The organism is Nitrososphaera sp. (assembly GCA_039938515.1).
In the GTDB taxonomy this organism is placed as follows: Archaea; Thermoproteota; Nitrososphaeria; order Nitrososphaerales; family Nitrososphaeraceae; genus Nitrososphaera.
In genome coordinates this window covers 228,536-245,917 of record JBDUUL010000024.1, presented here as the reverse complement: position 1 = coordinate 245,917, position 17,382 = coordinate 228,536, and the positions used below count along the sequence as shown (strand labels likewise).

Annotated in this window: 19 protein-coding genes; 9 read left to right on the top strand and 10 right to left on the bottom strand. The window is 50.9% G+C overall.

The genetic code is table 11. The features are described from left to right. Positions 1–45: 45 nt before the first annotated feature. Positions 46–555, top strand: coding sequence for a response regulator (locus tag ABI361_13905; GenBank protein MEO9321756.1), 510 nt, complete (start codon positions 46–48; stop codon positions 553–555). Here the strand turns inward: ABI361_13905 and ABI361_13900 are convergent. From ABI361_13900 to ABI361_13885, 4 genes are all read right to left on the bottom strand, one after another. Continuing rightward, entirely contained in the window at positions 552–2,300 is a 1,749-nt protein-coding gene (locus ABI361_13900) for a sensor histidine kinase (protein ID MEO9321755.1), read from the bottom strand. The genes ABI361_13905 and ABI361_13900 overlap by 4 nt on opposite strands. A gap of 138 nt (positions 2,301–2,438) precedes the next feature. Continuing rightward, positions 2,439–2,918, bottom strand: coding sequence for a response regulator (locus ABI361_13895; GenBank protein MEO9321754.1), 480 nt, complete (start codon positions 2,916–2,918; stop codon positions 2,439–2,441). A 90-nt stretch (positions 2,919–3,008) separates the two neighbouring features. Next, positions 3,009–3,233, bottom strand: coding sequence for a hypothetical protein (locus ABI361_13890; GenBank protein MEO9321753.1), 225 nt, complete (start codon positions 3,231–3,233; stop codon positions 3,009–3,011). Between the two features lie 101 nt (positions 3,234–3,334). Next, the gene (locus ABI361_13885) at positions 3,335–3,808 is read right to left on the bottom strand and encodes a hypothetical protein (protein MEO9321752.1); all 474 of its coding nucleotides are present in this window, start codon (positions 3,806–3,808) and stop codon (positions 3,335–3,337) included. A 160-nt stretch (positions 3,809–3,968) separates the two neighbouring features. On the opposite strand from ABI361_13885, the gene ABI361_13880 reads away from it, so the two are divergent. Beyond that, positions 3,969–4,763: an MEDS domain-containing protein gene (locus ABI361_13880; protein ID MEO9321751.1), complete on the top strand. Its 795-nt coding sequence runs from the start codon at positions 3,969–3,971 to the stop codon at positions 4,761–4,763. Here ABI361_13880 and ABI361_13875 read toward each other — a convergent pair. The 3 genes from ABI361_13875 to ABI361_13865 form a co-directional block, all read right to left on the bottom strand. Next, positions 4,756–5,157 carry a hypothetical protein gene (locus ABI361_13875; protein ID MEO9321750.1) on the bottom strand — a complete coding sequence of 134 codons (402 nt, stop codon included), beginning with the start codon at positions 5,155–5,157 and terminating at the stop codon, positions 4,756–4,758. The two genes, ABI361_13880 and ABI361_13875, sit on opposite strands and share 8 nt — an antisense overlap. A gap of 136 nt (positions 5,158–5,293) precedes the next feature. Further along, a complete protein-coding gene (locus ABI361_13870) occupies positions 5,294–6,346 on the bottom strand; it encodes an LLM class flavin-dependent oxidoreductase (protein MEO9321749.1) in 1,053 nt (350 codons plus the stop codon). A 164-nt stretch (positions 6,347–6,510) separates the two neighbouring features. Next, a complete protein-coding gene (locus ABI361_13865) occupies positions 6,511–6,936 on the bottom strand; it encodes a universal stress protein (GenBank protein MEO9321748.1) in 426 nt (141 codons plus the stop codon). Between the two features lie 148 nt (positions 6,937–7,084). Here ABI361_13865 and ABI361_13860 point away from each other — a divergent pair, with 148 nt between their 5' ends. The 6 genes from ABI361_13860 to ABI361_13835 all read left to right on the top strand — a co-directional run bounded on the left by ABI361_13860 (position 7,085) and on the right by ABI361_13835 (position 12,280). Then, complete coding sequence (locus ABI361_13860; protein ID MEO9321747.1) at positions 7,085–7,717, top strand: DUF308 domain-containing protein; 633 nt, start codon at positions 7,085–7,087, stop codon at positions 7,715–7,717. A gap of 75 nt (positions 7,718–7,792) precedes the next feature. Beyond that, positions 7,793–8,872, top strand: coding sequence for an NAD(P)-dependent alcohol dehydrogenase (locus tag ABI361_13855; GenBank protein ID MEO9321746.1), 1,080 nt, complete (start codon positions 7,793–7,795; stop codon positions 8,870–8,872). Positions 8,873–9,010: 138 nt separating this feature from the next. After that, positions 9,011–9,286 (top strand): hypothetical protein, encoded by a 276-nt coding sequence (locus ABI361_13850; protein MEO9321745.1) that lies wholly within the window; start codon positions 9,011–9,013, stop codon positions 9,284–9,286. A gap of 96 nt (positions 9,287–9,382) precedes the next feature. Then, positions 9,383–11,257: a sensor histidine kinase gene (locus tag ABI361_13845; protein ID MEO9321744.1), complete on the top strand. Its 1,875-nt coding sequence runs from the start codon at positions 9,383–9,385 to the stop codon at positions 11,255–11,257. A gap of 29 nt (positions 11,258–11,286) precedes the next feature. Then, a complete protein-coding gene (locus ABI361_13840; GenBank protein ID MEO9321743.1) occupies positions 11,287–11,706 on the top strand; it encodes a response regulator in 420 nt (139 codons plus the stop codon). A gap of 184 nt (positions 11,707–11,890) precedes the next feature. Beyond that, positions 11,891–12,280: a hypothetical protein gene (locus ABI361_13835; protein ID MEO9321742.1), complete on the top strand. Its 390-nt coding sequence runs from the start codon at positions 11,891–11,893 to the stop codon at positions 12,278–12,280. A 124-nt stretch (positions 12,281–12,404) separates the two neighbouring features. On the opposite strand, the gene ABI361_13830 is transcribed toward ABI361_13835, so the two are convergent. After that, positions 12,405–13,265, bottom strand: coding sequence for a cupredoxin domain-containing protein (locus ABI361_13830; GenBank protein ID MEO9321741.1), 861 nt, complete (start codon positions 13,263–13,265; stop codon positions 12,405–12,407). 188 nt (positions 13,266–13,453) lie between these two features. Continuing rightward, positions 13,454–15,184 carry an alkaline phosphatase family protein gene (locus ABI361_13825; protein ID MEO9321740.1) on the bottom strand — a complete coding sequence of 577 codons (1,731 nt, stop codon included), beginning with the start codon at positions 15,182–15,184 and terminating at the stop codon, positions 13,454–13,456. A 420-nt stretch (positions 15,185–15,604) separates the two neighbouring features. Between ABI361_13825 and ABI361_13820 the strand changes: the two genes are divergently transcribed. Then, complete coding sequence (locus ABI361_13820; protein ID MEO9321739.1) at positions 15,605–15,928, top strand: TRAM domain-containing protein; 324 nt, start codon at positions 15,605–15,607, stop codon at positions 15,926–15,928. A gap of 1,012 nt (positions 15,929–16,940) precedes the next feature. Here ABI361_13820 and ABI361_13815 read toward each other — a convergent pair. After that, a complete protein-coding gene (locus tag ABI361_13815) occupies positions 16,941–17,189 on the bottom strand; it encodes a hypothetical protein (protein MEO9321738.1) in 249 nt (82 codons plus the stop codon). Positions 17,190–17,382 lie beyond the last annotated feature (193 nt).

The window sequence follows — 17,382 nt, the reverse complement described above, 5'->3', positions numbered from 1 at the left end:
TTTAACTTCAAATTTATATTTCCATTTGCAAGGGAAATCAGTGACGTGAAGATACTCATCGCCGAAGACGACCCACTGACCCTCAAGCCGTACAAGGTGGCCTTGGAAGCAAGGGGACATTCTGTCGAACTGACGGACAACGGTGAGGACTGCACTAAAGTCTATAACAGCAAATCGAAGCAGACTGAAAAACGGGATGGCGAGTTGCCGTTTGATGCCGTCATACTCGACTACAGGATGCCGAAAAAGGATGGGATGGAGGTTGCAAAGGAGATCCTTGCAATCAACCCGAATCAGCGAATTATTTTTGCTTCTGCCTACGTAAAAGACACTCTTGTAGACTCTGTCAAGGAGCTCCGGCGGGCCGTGGAACTGATGCAAAAGCCGTTCAAGCTTGAGGCACTCATAGATACTCTCGAGGACAAGGAAATCTATGATGAGCTCAAAAAGCTCGAGGTCGACGCCGACGCATTCAAGGCTGTCAATCCGTCACACGACCAGATCTCAAAACTGCTAGAGTCGATAAGGGAAATCCAGAAGTTCAGGACATTCTAGTTGAGCCTTCGGCTCGCATCAGCGGGCAAGCTCGGGCTATGATTTTTCTGGGTGCCTCGCTTCTTGACGGGGAGGATAACCGTAAAGGTGGCCCCGCCCGACTCGTTGTTCCGCGCGCGAATTTCACCGCCATGAGCATTGATTATCGCCTTGCTTATGTACAGGCCAAGGCCAGTACCGTGCTCTGTGCCGCCCTTGACGCTTTTTGTGACGAACCTGCCGAACAGCTTTGGAAGTATCTCTTCGGGAATCCCGCCGCCCGTATCGCTGATCCTTATCTCTACAGTGTCTTGCTGTGCCAGCGCCTCAATCTTGATAGTGCCTTGTTTTGTGAACTTGGCCGCGTTTCCGATAATATTTGTAAAGACCTGTACAAGCCTGTTGCGGTCGCCTTCGATCTCCAGTTCCTTGCTTGCGTTGTCGAATTCTGCGAGCAGCAATACGCCGTCTGCCATTTTGCCCGACGCTCTCACAAGTTCAATGACTCTTTCAAGTACATCTTTGAGCTTTATCATCTGCATCTGGTATGATATTGCGCCGCTGCCGATTCTGCTGACATCCAGTATGTCATTTGCTAGCTGGATGAATCGTCGAGCCTCGCTGTCGATCACCTTGAGCGCCTCGTCCTTGTCCATGAGCCCCTTCAAGGCAAGCTCGTCGTAACTGATAATCGGCTGCAGAGGAGACCTCAGCTCATGGGCTGCGATGTTGATAAACTCGTCCTTTGTGCGTTCCCTGTCCTTCAACTCCGACCTCATCTTGTCGAACTGCTCTGAAAGTTCGCCGATTTCGTCGTTCTGGTGGATTTTTGCCCTGATCTCAAAGTTGCCGCCCGCTATCTGAACCGCGGCGTTTTTCAGTTCTATAAGGGGCTTGGTAAATACTCTCGAGAATATGACAACCGCTCCAATGGATGCGCCAAGTATTATTGCAGCTAGGAGAACGAAATTGACGCGCAGCTGATTTACCACATGAAAAGCCACGTTGGTGGGGACAGCAAGGATGAGAATCCATCCATTACCCTTAAAGTCAAGAAAGCCTGCTTCCTTGACCGCGACGTATATTGCCTGGTTGTCCTGGCCGCCAAGAGGCTCATTGCTGATTACATGCTGCGTTTGATTACCCGAGGATACCATTCTCTGATACACCTGTAGGTTCGACAAACTTTGGTGCATGGTGCTACCGCTGCCAAGACTGGAGTAAATTATCAGCCCGCTAGGTGAAACAAGATTTGCAGTGGCACTGTCAATGCCGCTTGCAGACTCGGCAACGATATCGTTGATGGCGGCAAGCGGCACAGATGCGACCAGAACGCCTGCTACCTTGCCGGAATTATTATGGAGCGGACCTGCGAACCGCAGCTCGTACTTGCCAGTATCATTGGAATAAACCGGGACCGGATCATAATAGATTAAACCTTTTGACGCCACTTTAAAGAACTCTTCAGCCGAATCGTCCTTGCCTACTGAAAAGTCATGGGTGTTCCCTAGCCTTGTTCCGTTGGCACCGTAAATGGAAAAAGCTGAATACACGCCATAGGCCCTTTCCACGGACTGAAGATACTGAATCTTGTCCTGGAGGGAAAACTGCGTCCCATCCATTATGCTGTTTCTCTTATCCGTGAGAAGCCGTATGTCGCCGTATCTTTCGAACAAAAATCGAGAAATCTTGTCAGTACCTTTGGAGGCCTGCTGCTGCAGATTGTTGGTGATTTGCGACTCTAGGCTGGCGGAGAAGGTCTGGATGGCGATAACAGAGGGAACAGTAAAGGAGGCTATAATGAGCGTAATACTTACCAGGGCCAGCTTGCCGCGGATCTTCAGCTCAGACTCACGCTGCCAAAAGCTGTATACTTGGGAACGGTCTGGAGGTAAAGCATGGTGTCATACGCTTTGCATTTCATTTTTTATTTTGGCGACCAACTCGTCGAAGGAAACTGGTTTTTTTACAATGCTTGCCGACTTTAGACCTTCAATGCGCTTTCTTACCTCCTCCTCTTCCAGTTCGTATGCGGTTATGAAACAGACCTTCACTCCGGCGTCAATCTTTAATAATTGACTGCACAGTTCGAGGCCGTCTATCTCGGGCAGTCGTACGTCAATTAGGAGCAAATCGTAAAGGCCGGCTCTAAACGAGGAGAGTGCAGACCTGGGGCTCGCGTGGGTATCGACTGAAAAGCCAAATTTCTCGAGTCCGTATTTTATCACCCTAGAAATGTTCGCCTCATCGTCAACGTACAATATCCGCGCATGCGGAGACCTCGCGGCACCGCTCTCAAATCTCCCTCTGTCTTTCGAGGAAAACCGGCCGGCTTTAACTTGATGCGCCGAGTCCTGGAGTATGCTTGTGGCGCGGTCGTCCAATTGGAATTGTAGGGTTTGCGACCTTAGAAGTCTGGACACCAAGTCGCGGCAAACACAAACCACATTTTAACCAAGAGTTGCGCTCTGCGCTTACGGAGCCTCGAAGACCTTCTTGAGAAGGACCTCCGCAGTTGCAGGCCCTAGAACCTTTTTGATCTTTTCTTCAAAGAGCTCACGGTCAGTTCCGATTGTCTGCTCGTCGACCATGTGCACCATGCGCAGGGTTTTGAAGATCAGTTCAGACGCCTCCTTTCCTAGCGCCTGATCAAACCTTTTTCTTATTACTTCGGGGTCAATTCTTGCGGGCTTACTCACGCTGAAATACCTAGCTGATGTTATATCGCGAAAAGCTGGCGCATAACTGGTATATAATACAAAAGGAGAAATGCAAACCAGCTCAGGCGAGGCAGAGCCAGTCAAGAAAAGTAAAGGGTTATGCCTCTCTTGTCGTTTACCTCGTAGCTAAAGACCTCGTTTGAGGATATAGGAAGCGCGCATTTGATTTCGCTATTGCAAGCCATGCACTTGCTTTCAAATTGCTCACTCAGTACAGAAGCGCTCCAGAAGCACTTGTCGCAAAAAAGGAACGACACCTTGCGAGATATGCGGTTAAGCGTAGGCTTTGCCGCTCGAACGCCCTTCCTGGAATCCTCAAGGACGCTTCTTATCCTGAGAATGATAATCTCTGCGCTTTCAAAAAAAGTCTCGCGCAAATAGTTCTCAAACTCTGTCTTGTATTCGCCGACCAGGGAAAAGTCCAGGCCGTACTTGCGCTTCACGTGTTCCATTATCAGTTTCTTGGCTTCGCCGCCAACGTATTGAAGAGCTTGGTCAACGACGGCAGCCGTAAGTTGAGCCTCTTGCTTATTATCAAGATACTGTTCAGTCATAAGAATCTCTTTTGCTTCGTCGTTTCGAGTAATTATACATTTCTTGAGCAGTCAATCAGTGATCAGCAAATGCTAATTCCTTCAGCTATTTTCAATAAATTTATTAGTAATTAAAAAAAGTCTCTCATTGACGTTGCGTTTTAGCCACACTTTTTGGTGCGTGGATAACACATTCTCCAGTGAGGTGCAAGAGGGAACCACGCAAAAGGATTTGTATGATACAATTATTCGCCTCCTTTCAAATGGTCACGCGGTGGTTTACGCTGTTGAAGGCGATGTCAACAAGACCGTAGTCAAGATCTCAAAGATTGAAACAGCAGCTGAAGATTATATTGAAAGCGGGGCGCTGAAAATAATAAATCCGGATTCCTTCTACTCCGCCTCAAAGCGAGGCATTGATTGCGACAAGCTGATTGCCCAGTGGCAGACAGTTGTCTCTTCGATGCAATCCAAGGGCTACAAGAGCATACTTGTTGTGGGGATGCCGGCCAGAAACCTGTTTGCGGAAAGTAAGAGCCAGCTCAAAATCGTGGAAACGGAGGCATGCATTGCGAAAATGCAAGGGGTCAACATCAGGATCTTTTGCTGCTACCCGAAGAGCATGGTCGACAAGCTTCCGTTTCGATATCTGGTACGGCTCCTAAACTCCCATCAGGACTTTACGAGCAATGCGGGTCCATCGCAGGTACTGCTATCCACGGGCGGTAGCAGCCAGCTTGACGTAATGTCTCTAATTGAGAGCTCCCTCACGACAGTTCTTGGCGGGGAAACTTGCCGGCTTGTGCTAAAGACCATGAAACTCGTTTACAAGCTGGACCAGAAAGACATAGTCGGATCTCCCGAGCTGTTTGAGGAAAAAGTCAGGAAGTTGTTTGGCATGTCCGGCGACGCGATTTTGAAAATGCTCACAAGTACGATTGTTGAAATGATTGCCGGCGATCAAGCACCTATCTGATGCCGTGCTTTTTTAGAATATCAAAGATCCGCAGAATGCCCGGACTAGCGTCAAGCTGGCCCTCCAAATTGCCTGCGTGGTGATTGCTGATTCCTTCCGAAATAAACAACAGGGTCTTTACTTCACTGTCAAGCGGAATGGTGTACTGGTTCACCTTGCCGTATGCCGTGAAGGCATACTTGATTCCTCCAAGTTTATCCATAAACTCCTTCCGAGTTCCCATCCTAATTGCCGCTCGGAATACCGCGGCCTCCGCATCTGACCTAGAAAGAAGCGGCTCGAACTGGCCCTTGTGATCTGAGTAAAGTATGGCTCCGTCCATCCTCAAGACGGTGGCAGAGAGGACGCTGTCGAGCGAAAGTAAATCTTCGCACAATTCGCGGTAGCTCGACAAGCTAGGCCGCCTGTTAAGCTCGGATCTGAATCATATTAGTGTTCTTACTTCTGTCTAAATCTTTGATGGTCATGAAATTATCTTTGCATCAATAGCAACTATGCGGTCAATTGGAAAAAAGATTTGTGATACATACTTACATGACCGCAAACTGTCTGTCGCTTCCCGTTTGAGTGCGGAGGGAAGGAGCCACCCGCCTGCCTATCAGTTCAATGGCTCGCATCTGCTTTTCCTGTGGTACCGAGGCCGCGTTCATCTGGAAAGTGATGCGCGATATTCCTCCAAGCGACTTGCTGTGCCTGAGTATTTTTTCGGCCACCTCATCCGGGTCTCCCACTAAGAGCGCCCCTTCAGGACCCAGCTGGGCTTCAAAGCCGGACCGCGTTATAGGACTCCAGCCGCGTTCCCTGCCAATCCTGCCAAATGCGCGTGCATAACCGGGGTAAAACTCATCTGCTGCCTGCTTGCTGGTTTCAGCCACATACCCTATCGAATGTACTGCGACAGTCAACTTTTCCGGCGCATGACCCGCCCGCGCGCCGGCTTCCCTGTATAGGTCTACAAGTGGCCTGAACATCCGCGTCTCTCCCCCGATAATGGCAACGGTAAGGGGCAGGCCAAGCAGTCCTGCCCGCACGAATGACTCCGGCGTACCGCCGACCCCAATAGATATTGGCAGAGGGTTTTGCATAGGCCTCGGATAAACCCCCTGACCAGTCAGGGCGGGCCGGTACTTGCCTGACCAGTGGACATGCTCATTTTCCCTGATCTTTAGCAAGAGATCCAGCTTTTCAGCAAAAAGCGAATCATAATCTTCAAGGTCCAGTCCAAACAGCGGAAACGCCTCAACAAATGATCCCCTGCCGACAATCATCTCAGCGCGTCCCCGGGACAGCAGATCCAGAGTAGCGAATTCCTGGAACACTCGAACAGGATCGGCTGCACTTAGCACCGTTACCGCACTTGACAGCCTGATCCGGTTTGTCCGCGCTGCAGCTGCGCCCAGGATTACGGGGGGAGCAGAATCAAGAAACTCTTTGCGATGGTGCTCGCCAACACCAAATACATCCAGACCGACCTTGTCGGCCAGCACAACCTGCTCGATAAGCTCGCTTAAGCGGTCTGAGGGGTCGCCCAGAGGCATGCCCTCGCCAAGGGCGGCGGCAAAACTATCAACTCCAACTTGCATACCATCCATTACGCTGCGCCTGCTTTTAACGATGGTAGAAAATCCGGGCTGCCTAGCTAGTTGCCAAATTAGCTGGTAAGTAAAAAGGAACTGTAGTTTGATTTGCAAAGAATGTTTCTCAGAACAAGGATCGCTCTCACAGAAACGATGAGGTACTATTTTGGTTACCTGACTACAAGTACAGGCCGCTTGGAATGATACACCACTTTCTGGGATACGCCCCCCATGAGAAATTCTTTTGCCGGACTGAGACCCCTGCTTCCCGTGACTATTATCCCGGCGTCCTCCTCCTCTGCTGTCTTGAGTATCTGCTCAGCCGCAAACCCTTCCGCTCTTACAGTGACAACAACTGTATGGAGCCTGCCTTCAGCCGCTTCCTTGTACTTTCTTAGCATCTCGTCGTGTTGTTTTTCCAGCTCGCCCACGATAACGTCATGACGTTTCCAGAGCGGAGCATCATTGCCATAATCGTCCAGTACGTTTAGCACAACAAGCGGGATGTCAAGTCTCTGCGCCAATTCTATTGCCGTATCGAATGCTCTTTCCGCATTCTCGGAGCCGTCAACTGCAACAAGAACTCTTGATATCATGTCGTCTGGACATTGCAGGCGATTCTATAAAAGAACAAGGAATGCGGAGCATTGCACAGCATTCACCGCGACTGTGCGAAGTTGACAGATTTCAGTGCAATGCAGTGTACTCTAAGTGCTATTATAATTCCGGCTGGCGTATCGGAATATGAGCAAACCGGAAACTAACGTGCATCTGCCGGGCGTGACAAAGAGTCCGAATTCTCTGCGTGCTGCACAAATAATCCTCGGGGCGTTGACGATGATGCTTGCGGGTCTTGTCCTCGTTTTTCCAGCATTTGCAGTCTACCTGATTGCAGCGTTACTTTCTGTCTCTCTCTTATTTGGCGGAATACATGATATTGTTATCGGGGCGGGCGCTAAACACCTCAGGAAAGCGACCAGAGCAGCAAGCATTGGCGTGGGTGTTCTGGCCATCGCGGCCTCCCTTTTCGCAATCGCGTACCCGGGAGCCGCAGTCATTGCCATGTCCGTACTGCTTGCGGTAGGGCTAATATTTCTTGGGAGTGCGGCCGTTGCCCGAGGAATAGTTGAGAAACACTTCCCCGGCTGGGTGCGCGCCATGCTTATTGGAGTTGGAGCACTGACAACAGCACTGTCATTCCCAATCATAGTTTATCCTGTGTTGGGGGTTCCTGTCTTGCTGGCAATACTGGCGACAGCCCTTGTCATAATCGGGGCATCGTACATCGCCGTAGGCGCAACTGGGGCACTATTTCGGCCTGCTTACCGACGGTTTGACCTTGACTCGAAACGCAATACCGGCTCTGAAGCTGCGTGATTCAACGCCTGTCGCGAAAGCGCTTGCGTTCTCCTTTCGCTAAATGCCTTTATACTTTGATCACAGAAAAGGGTCATGTCAGCAACGCAGGTTTCCTCAAAGGCACGCGCCAAGTACCAAGCCAAGGCTTATTCTGCTTCAAGCGCGGCGTCAGCGCTTTCTCCGACCACCATTCCGCGCCGGGAGCCTGGCGATGACGACATCCACATTGAAATTCTATTTTGCGGTATCTGCCACTCCGACCTTCACACTGTCCGCGGCGAATGGGCAGGCACGGTTTACCCCTGCGTGCCAGGACACGAGATCGTAGGCCGAGTCGCAAGGGTCGGCCCCGCAGTTACCAAGTTCAAGGTCGGCGATATCGCGGCTGTTGGCTGCATGGTCGATTCGGACAGCACCTGCAAGGAATGCCGCGCTGGACTTGAGCAATTCTGCCCGCATGTCATCTTTACGTACAATTCACCCGACCGGCACCTTGGGGGCGTCACCTATGGGGGCTACTCGGACAGTATAGTCGTCAGACAGGACTTTGCGCTGCACGTACCGTCAAACCTCAGCCTTGCGGGCGCTGCGCCTCTCCTCTGCGCCGGAATTACAACCTATTCGCCAATGCGCCACTGGGGTGTCGGCAAAGGCAAGAAGGTTGGCGTAATCGGACTCGGAGGGCTGGGACACATGGCAGTAAAGTTTGCCCATGCGCTTGGCGCCAATGTCGTCGTCTTCACCACGTCTCCCAACAAGAAGCAGGATGCACTCCGGCTCGGAGCGGACGAGGTTGTCGTTTCGCGAGATGCTAGCCAATTGCGCAGGCACGCTGGCAGTTTTGACTTTATCCTCGATGCTGTCTCTGCCGATCACGACATCAATGCATATCTTGAATTGCTCGGCCGCGACGGCAACATCACTCTCGTCGGCGCGCCGCCAAAGCCCCTTGCCGTCCATCCATTCGGACTTATATTTGGGCGCCGCAGTATATCGGGTTCTCCGATCGGAGGCATCAACGAAACGCAGGAGATGCTCGACTTTTGCGGCAAGCACAATATCGCCGCCGACGTTGAAGTTATTCCCATCCAGAAGGTAAACGAGGCTTATGCAAGAATGCTCAAGTCGGATGTGAAATACCGCTTTTCCATAGACATGTCTTCTCTAAAGTAATGGCCGGCTGCAAGTGCTCGCATATGGCTTTAGACCATTGAAAATCGCTTATGATTAATCAAAGCCCGGCCTGACTAGACTAAGACGTTTGTTAGCTCTATCATTCCGCTTTTAGTCAGCCTGATATAAAGTCGTCATGTGCCCACCGTTGTCATGCTTGTTGTTTCAGGCGACAAAGGAGAGTTTGTCGATATGGGCCGCATGCGGTCAGACTGCAAGGGCTGCGGCAAAGAGGATGTCCACTTTGCCGTAAGGCTGTGCACAAGAGACCTCGATCGCTATTCTACGACCACAAGCTCCCGAAGATTCGTAATTCTTGCCTGCCAAGAATGCGCTTCCGAGTTTCCAGCAGGCAGAGACATTGAGCGGTGGGCAATGCTGCGGTACGATGCTGCTAGCAACGGCGCGCCTTAGTCTGCACCCATTACTATTTTGACCCCGAGCTACAATCAAGTTCTAGTACATTGTGGCATGCTGATTTATCTACTAGTGCCCGGCTGTTAAGCGTATTTGACGCTTCCACGCAATAGTGCCCTTATTCTCGTAATCATTGGCGCGGCAGTTGCCTCGCTCGCCCTTGTCAGCTACGTGTACGGCTCTTATTCAAGCACTCAGGTATCGGAGATGGCGGCCAAGGACGTTGAATCAAGCACCCAGCGCCAGGCCCACGACCTCTCCAACGTCCTGATCAGCAAGGTCGAAGCAGTTGACAGCAACCTCGGAATAATTGCGAGGTCATCTGCCCTGCAGGACGGCTCCATAAGTGATTCCGCAAAACTAATTCTGAGCAAAAGTCAGGAATCAACGAGCGGCATTACCAACTTTTACATGTGGCTGGATAAATCGGGCCACATGGTGTGGTTAAGCGACCTTTCAGATCAGAATTACAGGAACTACAGTAACACAGACCTGAGCTACAGACCATATTTCACCGAAGCAAAAGCAACAAACTCGCTCTATTACAGCACTGCCATCAACTCAAACGACAAGATTGCGAGGCTGTATATCTCCGTGCCGGTTTTGACAGCGGATGGACGCTTTAACGGCGTTGTCGTTGCCGCAGTGCGGCTTGACACCCTCGGCAAGTTCCTGCAGAGCCAAATTACTCCCAGCGCGCAGGGAAGCGTCGGCATGCTGGACAGAAGCGGCACGGTACTTTATTCTGACGACCTGACTGCAATAGGTCAGAATGTGTTTGGAAACGAGTTTCAAAAAAGAATTCCTGAGGACCTAAGGGCGGCAGGGTTTAACGACTTTCTGCACCAGAGTCTTTCCGGAGGCTCAGGCGTCCAGGAACTGACATACCGTGGCGTAACCGGGACTTATGCATACAATACCGTCACCATTGAAGGCAAGGATCTAGGCGTGCTTTACGTCACAGGTGCCCACGCGCTCACCGGCAGCGTAAATTCAGTCATTGACCAGCAGCGTCTGGTCAATACGACGCTTGTCATTGTCATAGGCGGCCTTGCGATGGGAATGGCTTTTCTTGTTGTATCATGGAACGCAAGGTTGCATGCAACGGTCAGGTCAAAGACGCAGGAGCTAGAAAATGCAGTGTCTTCGCTCGAAGAGGCAAACACCCGGCTTCAGGAGCACGATAAGCTGCAGCACGAGTTTATCAACATCGCAGCCCATGAGCTGAGAACTCCTGTTCAGCCGCTTATTGGCATCGCCGAGACCATGCAGATGTCAATAAATGAATCTCCAACCAGGAGAATCGAGCTCTCGGAAGACGAAGTGGAAATGCTTGCAAGGAATGCAAAAAGACTGGAGCTTTTAACTGAGAATATTCTTGACGTCACCAGAATCGATAGCAAGACACTGAAACTGAATTTAGAAAAGCTCGACCTCAACGAGAACATTATAGCGGCAATCAATGAGACCCTTGGCACTGCCGGCACGCTTGTCAGTAATGAGCTCAGTGTACTGTACAGTAAAGATAACGGCGGCCTAGGAGAGCCAAGGCGAATAGAGGTCTCTTTCAAGACATCTGATAAGACAATTGCAGTCATGGCAGACAGGACCCGGCTGTACCAGGTGATATCCAACATTCTGAGAAACGCGATAAAGTTCAGCAATGACGGCGGCGTCATTGAAATCACTGCCGCCAAGTCTGACGACGGTACGGCCTTGGTCAGGATAAAGGACAATGGAAAGGGGATAAACAGCGAAATACTGTCGAGGTTATTTACAAAGTTCAGCAGCCGGTCGGAGAGCGGCACGGGTCTGGGGCTCTACCTGTCAAAGGCAATCGTGGAGGCCCATGGCGGCAGGATTTGGGCAGAGAACAACGTCGGGGGCGGTGCATCATTCTACTTTTCCATCCCTCTGTATCTGCAAGCCAGCCGGCAAGATATCCCCAGCCGGGCAGAACAAGAATAATTAACCCTTGAACGTGGAGCTGCATCGCATTGAACGGCTCTCCTGACGACGCACGAAGGGACTTGGCGGGGAGAAGGACCGTAATGATTTGTGACGACGAGGCAGACATTCTCAAAATATATTCAAACTTTCTCCGGCGCAAGTTCAACGTCCTCACCGCGCTTTCAGGCAGCGCTTGCATCTCGACGTACAAGGAACACCAGCAAAAAGGGAGCAGGGTAGACGTCCTGCTTGTTGACTACAGACTTGGAGACATGCTCGGCGACCAGGTGGCGTGCCAGATAAAAGAGCTGGATGGCACGAGGACAGTCTTGATTACAGCCTATGACCTGGACGACGACAGGATATCGAGCCTGAAAGAGCGTGGATGCATTGTGGGCCAGCTCAGAAAGCCCATAAGCCTTGCAACCCTGATGGCCCAGATCGAGAAAATCATTGGGCAGGGTTGACCTTATTTCGACGCCAGTTCGCTGCAAACCGGATGTCATGCACCAGCCGGGCACCTGAAAGTCTGCGTGGATTGCTGCCCATGTCTGGCATTGCAACAAGCCCTCTGACAGCCGCAAATAGAATTTCGCTGTCGCCCCCGAAATAGAAAAAAAGGCTAATAAATTGGCAGCGGGTTTGCAAGACATGGTTTCTGAAAAGGTAGTTCAGTTCCAAAACAAGAACAAGGACTTGGCGCAGCTTGGCCAGCAAATTGTGCAAATGCTGCAATCCGATGGGTACAAGACGCAAATTAACACCAGCGCGCCAGTTGGAATAGTGATACAGGCAAAAAAGGCGGGAATCCTGCGCGACATTATTACAGCTGACAGAGCATTTACGATAATGATAACCGGCGAGCCAAACAACTTTGCAGTACATATAGGCATCGGCAAATGGATTCAAAATCTCGCCGTTGCAGCAGCCGAGGCATTGTTGCTGTCTCTGTTGTTCCTAGCCATTGACGTACCCGAGATGCTCTGGACGGTTCACATTGAAGGCGAAATACTAAAGAGAATCGTGGGGATTGTGGGCTAATCAGTCGAAGGGGGTAGGCTCTCCTGCAGCCCCCCGGGTGATCATTTTTCCGAAATTTGAAAGCCGGGGAGCCCTATGCCACCCAAACTATGCCCCTCTCTTGGAGAACTAGTCGCGCCTTACCCTATTTCACCACAACGCTCCCTGTCATCCAAGGGTGATAGACGCAATGGTAGTTGTAGGTTCCCGCGTTTGTAAAACTGAAGCTGTATGCCTGCTTCGGTGCAAGGTTGCCAGAGTCAAAGCTTGCGTCATTGGCAGTGACGGTGTGTGGCGCACTGTCCTGGTTCGTCCATGTTACCGTGTTGCCAACAGGGACGGTTATTTCATCCGGAGCATAGCCTTGAACCTTGGTATTTGATGCCGCTCCCGCTGGTATGGTTACGTTTACGCCCGCGGTCATAGATGCGTGTCCTGCCGGCACCTTCTCGGCATACGCGGCATTTGGCAGTACTGTCAGATATCCAATCATACCCACCTCTGCATGGTATGTGCACACAAACTCGTAGATGCCTGCATACTTGGCTACGAAAGAGTAAGTTGCAGAAACGTTGCCGGGCGTTCCTGTCACAGTTACTCCGGGAGAGTTATTCGTTGCAGCAGTTGTAAAGTGCTCGCCGGTCATATCATTGACAAGTCCGGGGACGGTCGCGTTTATCATTATGTTGTACGGCGGCCCAATGGCAAGGTCATGCGCAACGGTATCGTTATCAATCAGTGTTAGTTGAACCGTATCGCCCTGATTTACAGTGATAAACGAGGGCTCGAACCTGTCCTGATGCGACGACGGTGAAATGTACCATGTCTCCCAGATTTGCCTTGTAGTAGTTGTCTGGTTCATCACCGGAAGTACTGCAGGAAGTGAGGAAGCAGACTGGGATGCTTGGTTCAGCCGAGGTGTTTGGGGAACAAAGATAAGTCCTACGCTCAGTGCGCCTATGGCCAGTCCTACAATTATCATTGCGACGGATGCAGTGAATTTCAATTTCTTACAGCAGGCATCAAAAGGACTGTTCTATTTATCCATCAGGAATGCACTGCATGGCACTGCTTTACTTTTATAACAGAAATTAACGTCCCGTGGAAGTTATTGAATCAAAAATGGTGGCATGCGCCGGTTTTGCTTCAGGTCTAAGATCGTGGTCAAAAAAAAAGAAAGGTGCGTGGGCTGCCCTAAACTCCGGGCAGCACCGCGGTATGCTCGATCTGCACTGCCTCCAGGTTTATGGGGTTCAGTCCGAGCAACTTCAGCGTCGTCGGCGCGACTTGAGTCGTCTCGACCCAGTGGCCATTCAAGCCCGGTGTGACAGTCCCTGGGGCGTACACGAGGATCGGGACATCGCGGTCGCCGGGGTTAGAGCCGCCATGCTCTGCGATCTTGCTTCCGCCGGTGTACACGACACCCACCTGGACACGACCAAAGACATCTGGGTGGCGAGGGTCCGAGACAGGCACGCCAAAGTAGGCGGCTGCCTGATTGCCAGCAAATATCTGGGCCAGTCCAGAGTGGGGCACTGACACAGTTGTACCGTTATAGGTCACGCCCGGAGCGCTGTGAGTCCAAAGATAGCTCTTGACGAAATCCGCGGCAGCCTGCGTCTTGACCGACAGGTAGCTCTGCCAGAGGTCGTCATCGGTTCCGGCAACGATAAGAGAGGTGCAGTTTGATGCACAGCCTGTCTTGTTATCCCATGCGTTGTTGATTGCGGTAATTATGGGGCCATCGTCTATCCTGCGCAACTGATTTGGATCCAGCGGAGACTGTCCGTGCTTGGCAGTCACAATGATGGCAGTCGAGTCTGAAAGTCCCTGGGCGTGGATTTCGTTGACCATCCACTGCAGCTGCGTATTGACGTAATCAAGCGCACTCTGCAATAGCGGGCCCGGGGTGGTCGTGCCTGGGTAGTACCCGCCTAGCAGTTTAGGTCCAAGAGTATAGTTGCCACTCGAGTCCGGGCCAATGAGCACGGCCGGCGACTGGAACAATTTCTCTGCGACCGACACAGCCTGGAAGTTCATTCCAAAGATAGCCGGAACTCCGACCTTGTGCTGTCCGCTGTGGTCGTACCCATCGATTTCGTTGATTATTGCCTGCACCTTGTAGCCGTCGTACTGCTTGGTAGCAGCGTCGTCCTTAGTCCACCCTCCTGCGCCATCAGGGAAGGGATGACCATTCGGCTCGATTGCGACAGAGTCAATCTCTGGAGTAAACAAGTCGTTTATCCCGTGGCCTGAAGGACCGTTGAACGACTCGTATACTGGGTGCTTGTCTGACCATGCGGTGTGCATTCCTGCAGCCTTTGCGACTTCAAACATCGTGTTGACCTTCAGATACGAATGCGGCCAGATAGGCTGGCAGTTAGCCGGGTTGACCGGGAATGTCGAAGGCACCAGGACGGTCTGGGGGTTGGCCGTCATGTTCATGATACGTGCTGGGTTTTGATCAATTCCCGGAATGTTTTGGCCCGCGTCGAGTCGGCTGGCGTTCTTGTCGTCCGGAGAGTCGTAGACTACGTCGCCACCCGTGGGCTGTCCGTTGCAAGATGTGGTCCCAGCCTCATACGTCTTGTGGTTGTACGAGACATCATAGTAAACACCAGTCGAGCGCGGGTCGCCTCCGGTCATGAGCGCTGTGCCGCCGGGGTCAGAGTCTGATGGGACTGGAGTATGCGCATTGGTAAACTCCAAGCCGCCATTCACCATCGTGGCAAGCGTGGAGCCAGGATGGTTCTTGACATACCACTGTAGGTCTGACTGGTGAAGACCGTCCACGGAAATAAGGAGCACGTGCTTCGTCTGATTGGTATCAGCCGCCACTCCTTGGATTGCAAACAATGGCAAAATCAACAGCGCCAGTGCTGCAAGTTGTATTTTCTTTACGATGACATTAGCCGTTCCTTCCATAGCCGACTTCGATGAGATGTCTCCTTTTATAACTTCTGGAGAGTAGTACCAGAAGAATTAACCCTAGCATGGCCGGTGTTTTCGTGAGGCAACCATCCGGTCCGTGAAAAATTCGTGACTTGAAGCCAAGAATCAATTTCTACCCAATTAGCCAGGCGGGCATCAAGCTTCAGCTGAAGCCTTGCGACTGACCAAGTCGGCAGGGCGCATTAAGGTTCTGTGCCTGTGATTCCTGAATGAATGCTCTCGATAAGACTTCAGGGGGCATTATGCTGAAAATTCAAAGCATCAAATTCGTCATCTTTTGCGTGTAATTGGATTGCGGGCGATGCCCTGTGGAAAGGAACTCCTTTGTCTCCTGGTGCAAGTTGAGAGGCGCGGGTTTATAGCACCTCTTGATGCAAGAGAATGGCGATTACAATGTCATCATATGGAGGAAGAGGCGGCTACAACAGCTCCGGCAACAGAGGTTATGGAGGCAGCCGCGGCTTTGGCGGTCCAAAGCCCGTAGAAGTTGGAAAGGAATACGAAGTACAGGTTACGGAAACGAGCAGAAAAGGCGACGGCATCGCAAGAGTGCAGGGATTTGTCATATTTGTAGCGGGAGGAAGGATGGGACAAAAGGTCAAGGTAAAGATCACAAACGTTGGCGAAAGGTTTGCGACAGCGGAAGTATCGTCAAGTTCTTCTGGGCAGACCCAGGCAGCAAGTACAGACTCGAAAGAGGAGCCGGCGCAAAGCTAAGCTCTCGATTAAGCCTGTCAAACGGAGCTGGATTTCTCCTTGACTGATTTATAAGAGAAATCCCGTGTTTTTTCATATCGTCACACCTTCAAGGCCAAGTGCTTTGTTACTGGCATTTAACTCCAAAACTATCTCGCAAGCCTGACTATTTGTTTTAGATTAAAATTCAAGGTTCAAGTTCCCGTGAGCGGGGAAATACCCGCTAGAATGGTTGGGATGGCCGAGTAGGTTCTTATGTGCTGCTGACATACTGCGACTGATGATTGCCCACTTTCTTGACCCTCTGTCTAGCAGCCAACTCGAGATAGGCTTGGATTTGTTCAGCTTTGGACGGTTAAAGTGATTCTCCTCTGTCAAAAATCCTGCTGCGGCTAGAAGGCATCGAGAGCCACTTTTCTGGCAAGAAACAAAAGTACTGTACGACATGCGAGAAACTGGCGACCATTGACGCATACTTTGACGTAGGAGACGGTGTCACAAGTGTTGAAAAATACTGTAATACCTGTTCTGGAAAGTTAGGAAAGGATCTGTAGCGGTTTGCCTCAACCTTGTGAGTCATGCGGCAAGGGCGAAAGTTACCATACATGTTCAACTTGCAACAAAAACATCTGCATTGCCTGCTTCAATACCGCTCACTTTGGCGTTGGCGCGCCGCGCACGGGAAAGTCAATCGTGTACAGTAAATGCCTAGTATGTGGCGAAATCTTTGGATCTAATGCAAAACGCGGGATATGCGAAGACTGCGAAATCGTTCTCACTTGGAAAACGTCAATGAACTACTTGGCTGCCGTAAACAGAATATCTAGTCTGATAGGCGAAGGCAGGCTTGATTCGAAATTAAGGAATGAAAAGTACTGCGTTGCAAATTTTGAAGTTCGAGCGACTCAAGTAATAATGGACGCAGTTGACTCTACGGCCAGAGATAGGAAATAAGACAGCTAAACTTTCAATTGCGGCCAAGGCCGCACGCTGCTGTCTTTTCAGCGGACTAGAAATGAGAAAGTTGCTCTGTCTAGCTTTGCAAGACTTGGTGACCTTTGTTCGGATTTGCGGACGATCCTGCCACCAGATAATATCGCCGGATTGTCTCTTTGCTGATTTCATCCTGCATTATCACTTCTCCTCGCCTGCCAGGTGTTTTTGCGGCTTGGTAGTTTACCCTTCTTCTCTCATCGCTAAACTCGTTATCGCGCTTTTTCTTCAGCTCTGCGACATACAACATACGGAATTGCTGTTCTTGCTCAGTATCGACTTGACTCAAGTCAGACAACCTTTGAAAAAACAGTTACTTGCGCGCGTACCTTACGTGAGACGATGAACAATAACCGCAGTAATCGGTGTTCGGCCTTCCGTGGCAGGAGCATTCACATCTGCCAAAATTTGTTTTGTTAAATTTTCTCAACACCTATTATATGAATTACAGCTATTTAACTATGCGGAATCCGAAATGCCAG

Coding starts and splice junctions, on each gene's coding strand:
- ABI361_13885 (MEO9321752.1), bottom strand. CDS start 3,808: ATGACTGAACAGTATCTTGATAATAAGCAAGAGGCTCAACTTACGGCT.
- ABI361_13870 (MEO9321749.1), bottom strand. CDS start 6,346: ATGCAAGTTGGAGTTGATAGTTTTGCCGCCGCCCTTGGCGAGGGCATG.
- ABI361_13865 (MEO9321748.1), bottom strand. CDS start 6,936: ATGATATCAAGAGTTCTTGTTGCAGTTGACGGCTCCGAGAATGCGGAA.
- ABI361_13860 (MEO9321747.1), top strand. CDS start 7,085: ATGAGCAAACCGGAAACTAACGTGCATCTGCCGGGCGTGACAAAGAGT.
- ABI361_13855 (MEO9321746.1), top strand. CDS start 7,793: ATGTCAGCAACGCAGGTTTCCTCAAAGGCACGCGCCAAGTACCAAGCC.
- ABI361_13835 (MEO9321742.1), top strand. CDS start 11,891: ATGGTTTCTGAAAAGGTAGTTCAGTTCCAAAACAAGAACAAGGACTTG.
- ABI361_13825 (MEO9321740.1), bottom strand. CDS start 15,184: ATGGAAGGAACGGCTAATGTCATCGTAAAGAAAATACAACTTGCAGCA.
- ABI361_13820 (MEO9321739.1), top strand. CDS start 15,605: ATGTCATCATATGGAGGAAGAGGCGGCTACAACAGCTCCGGCAACAGA.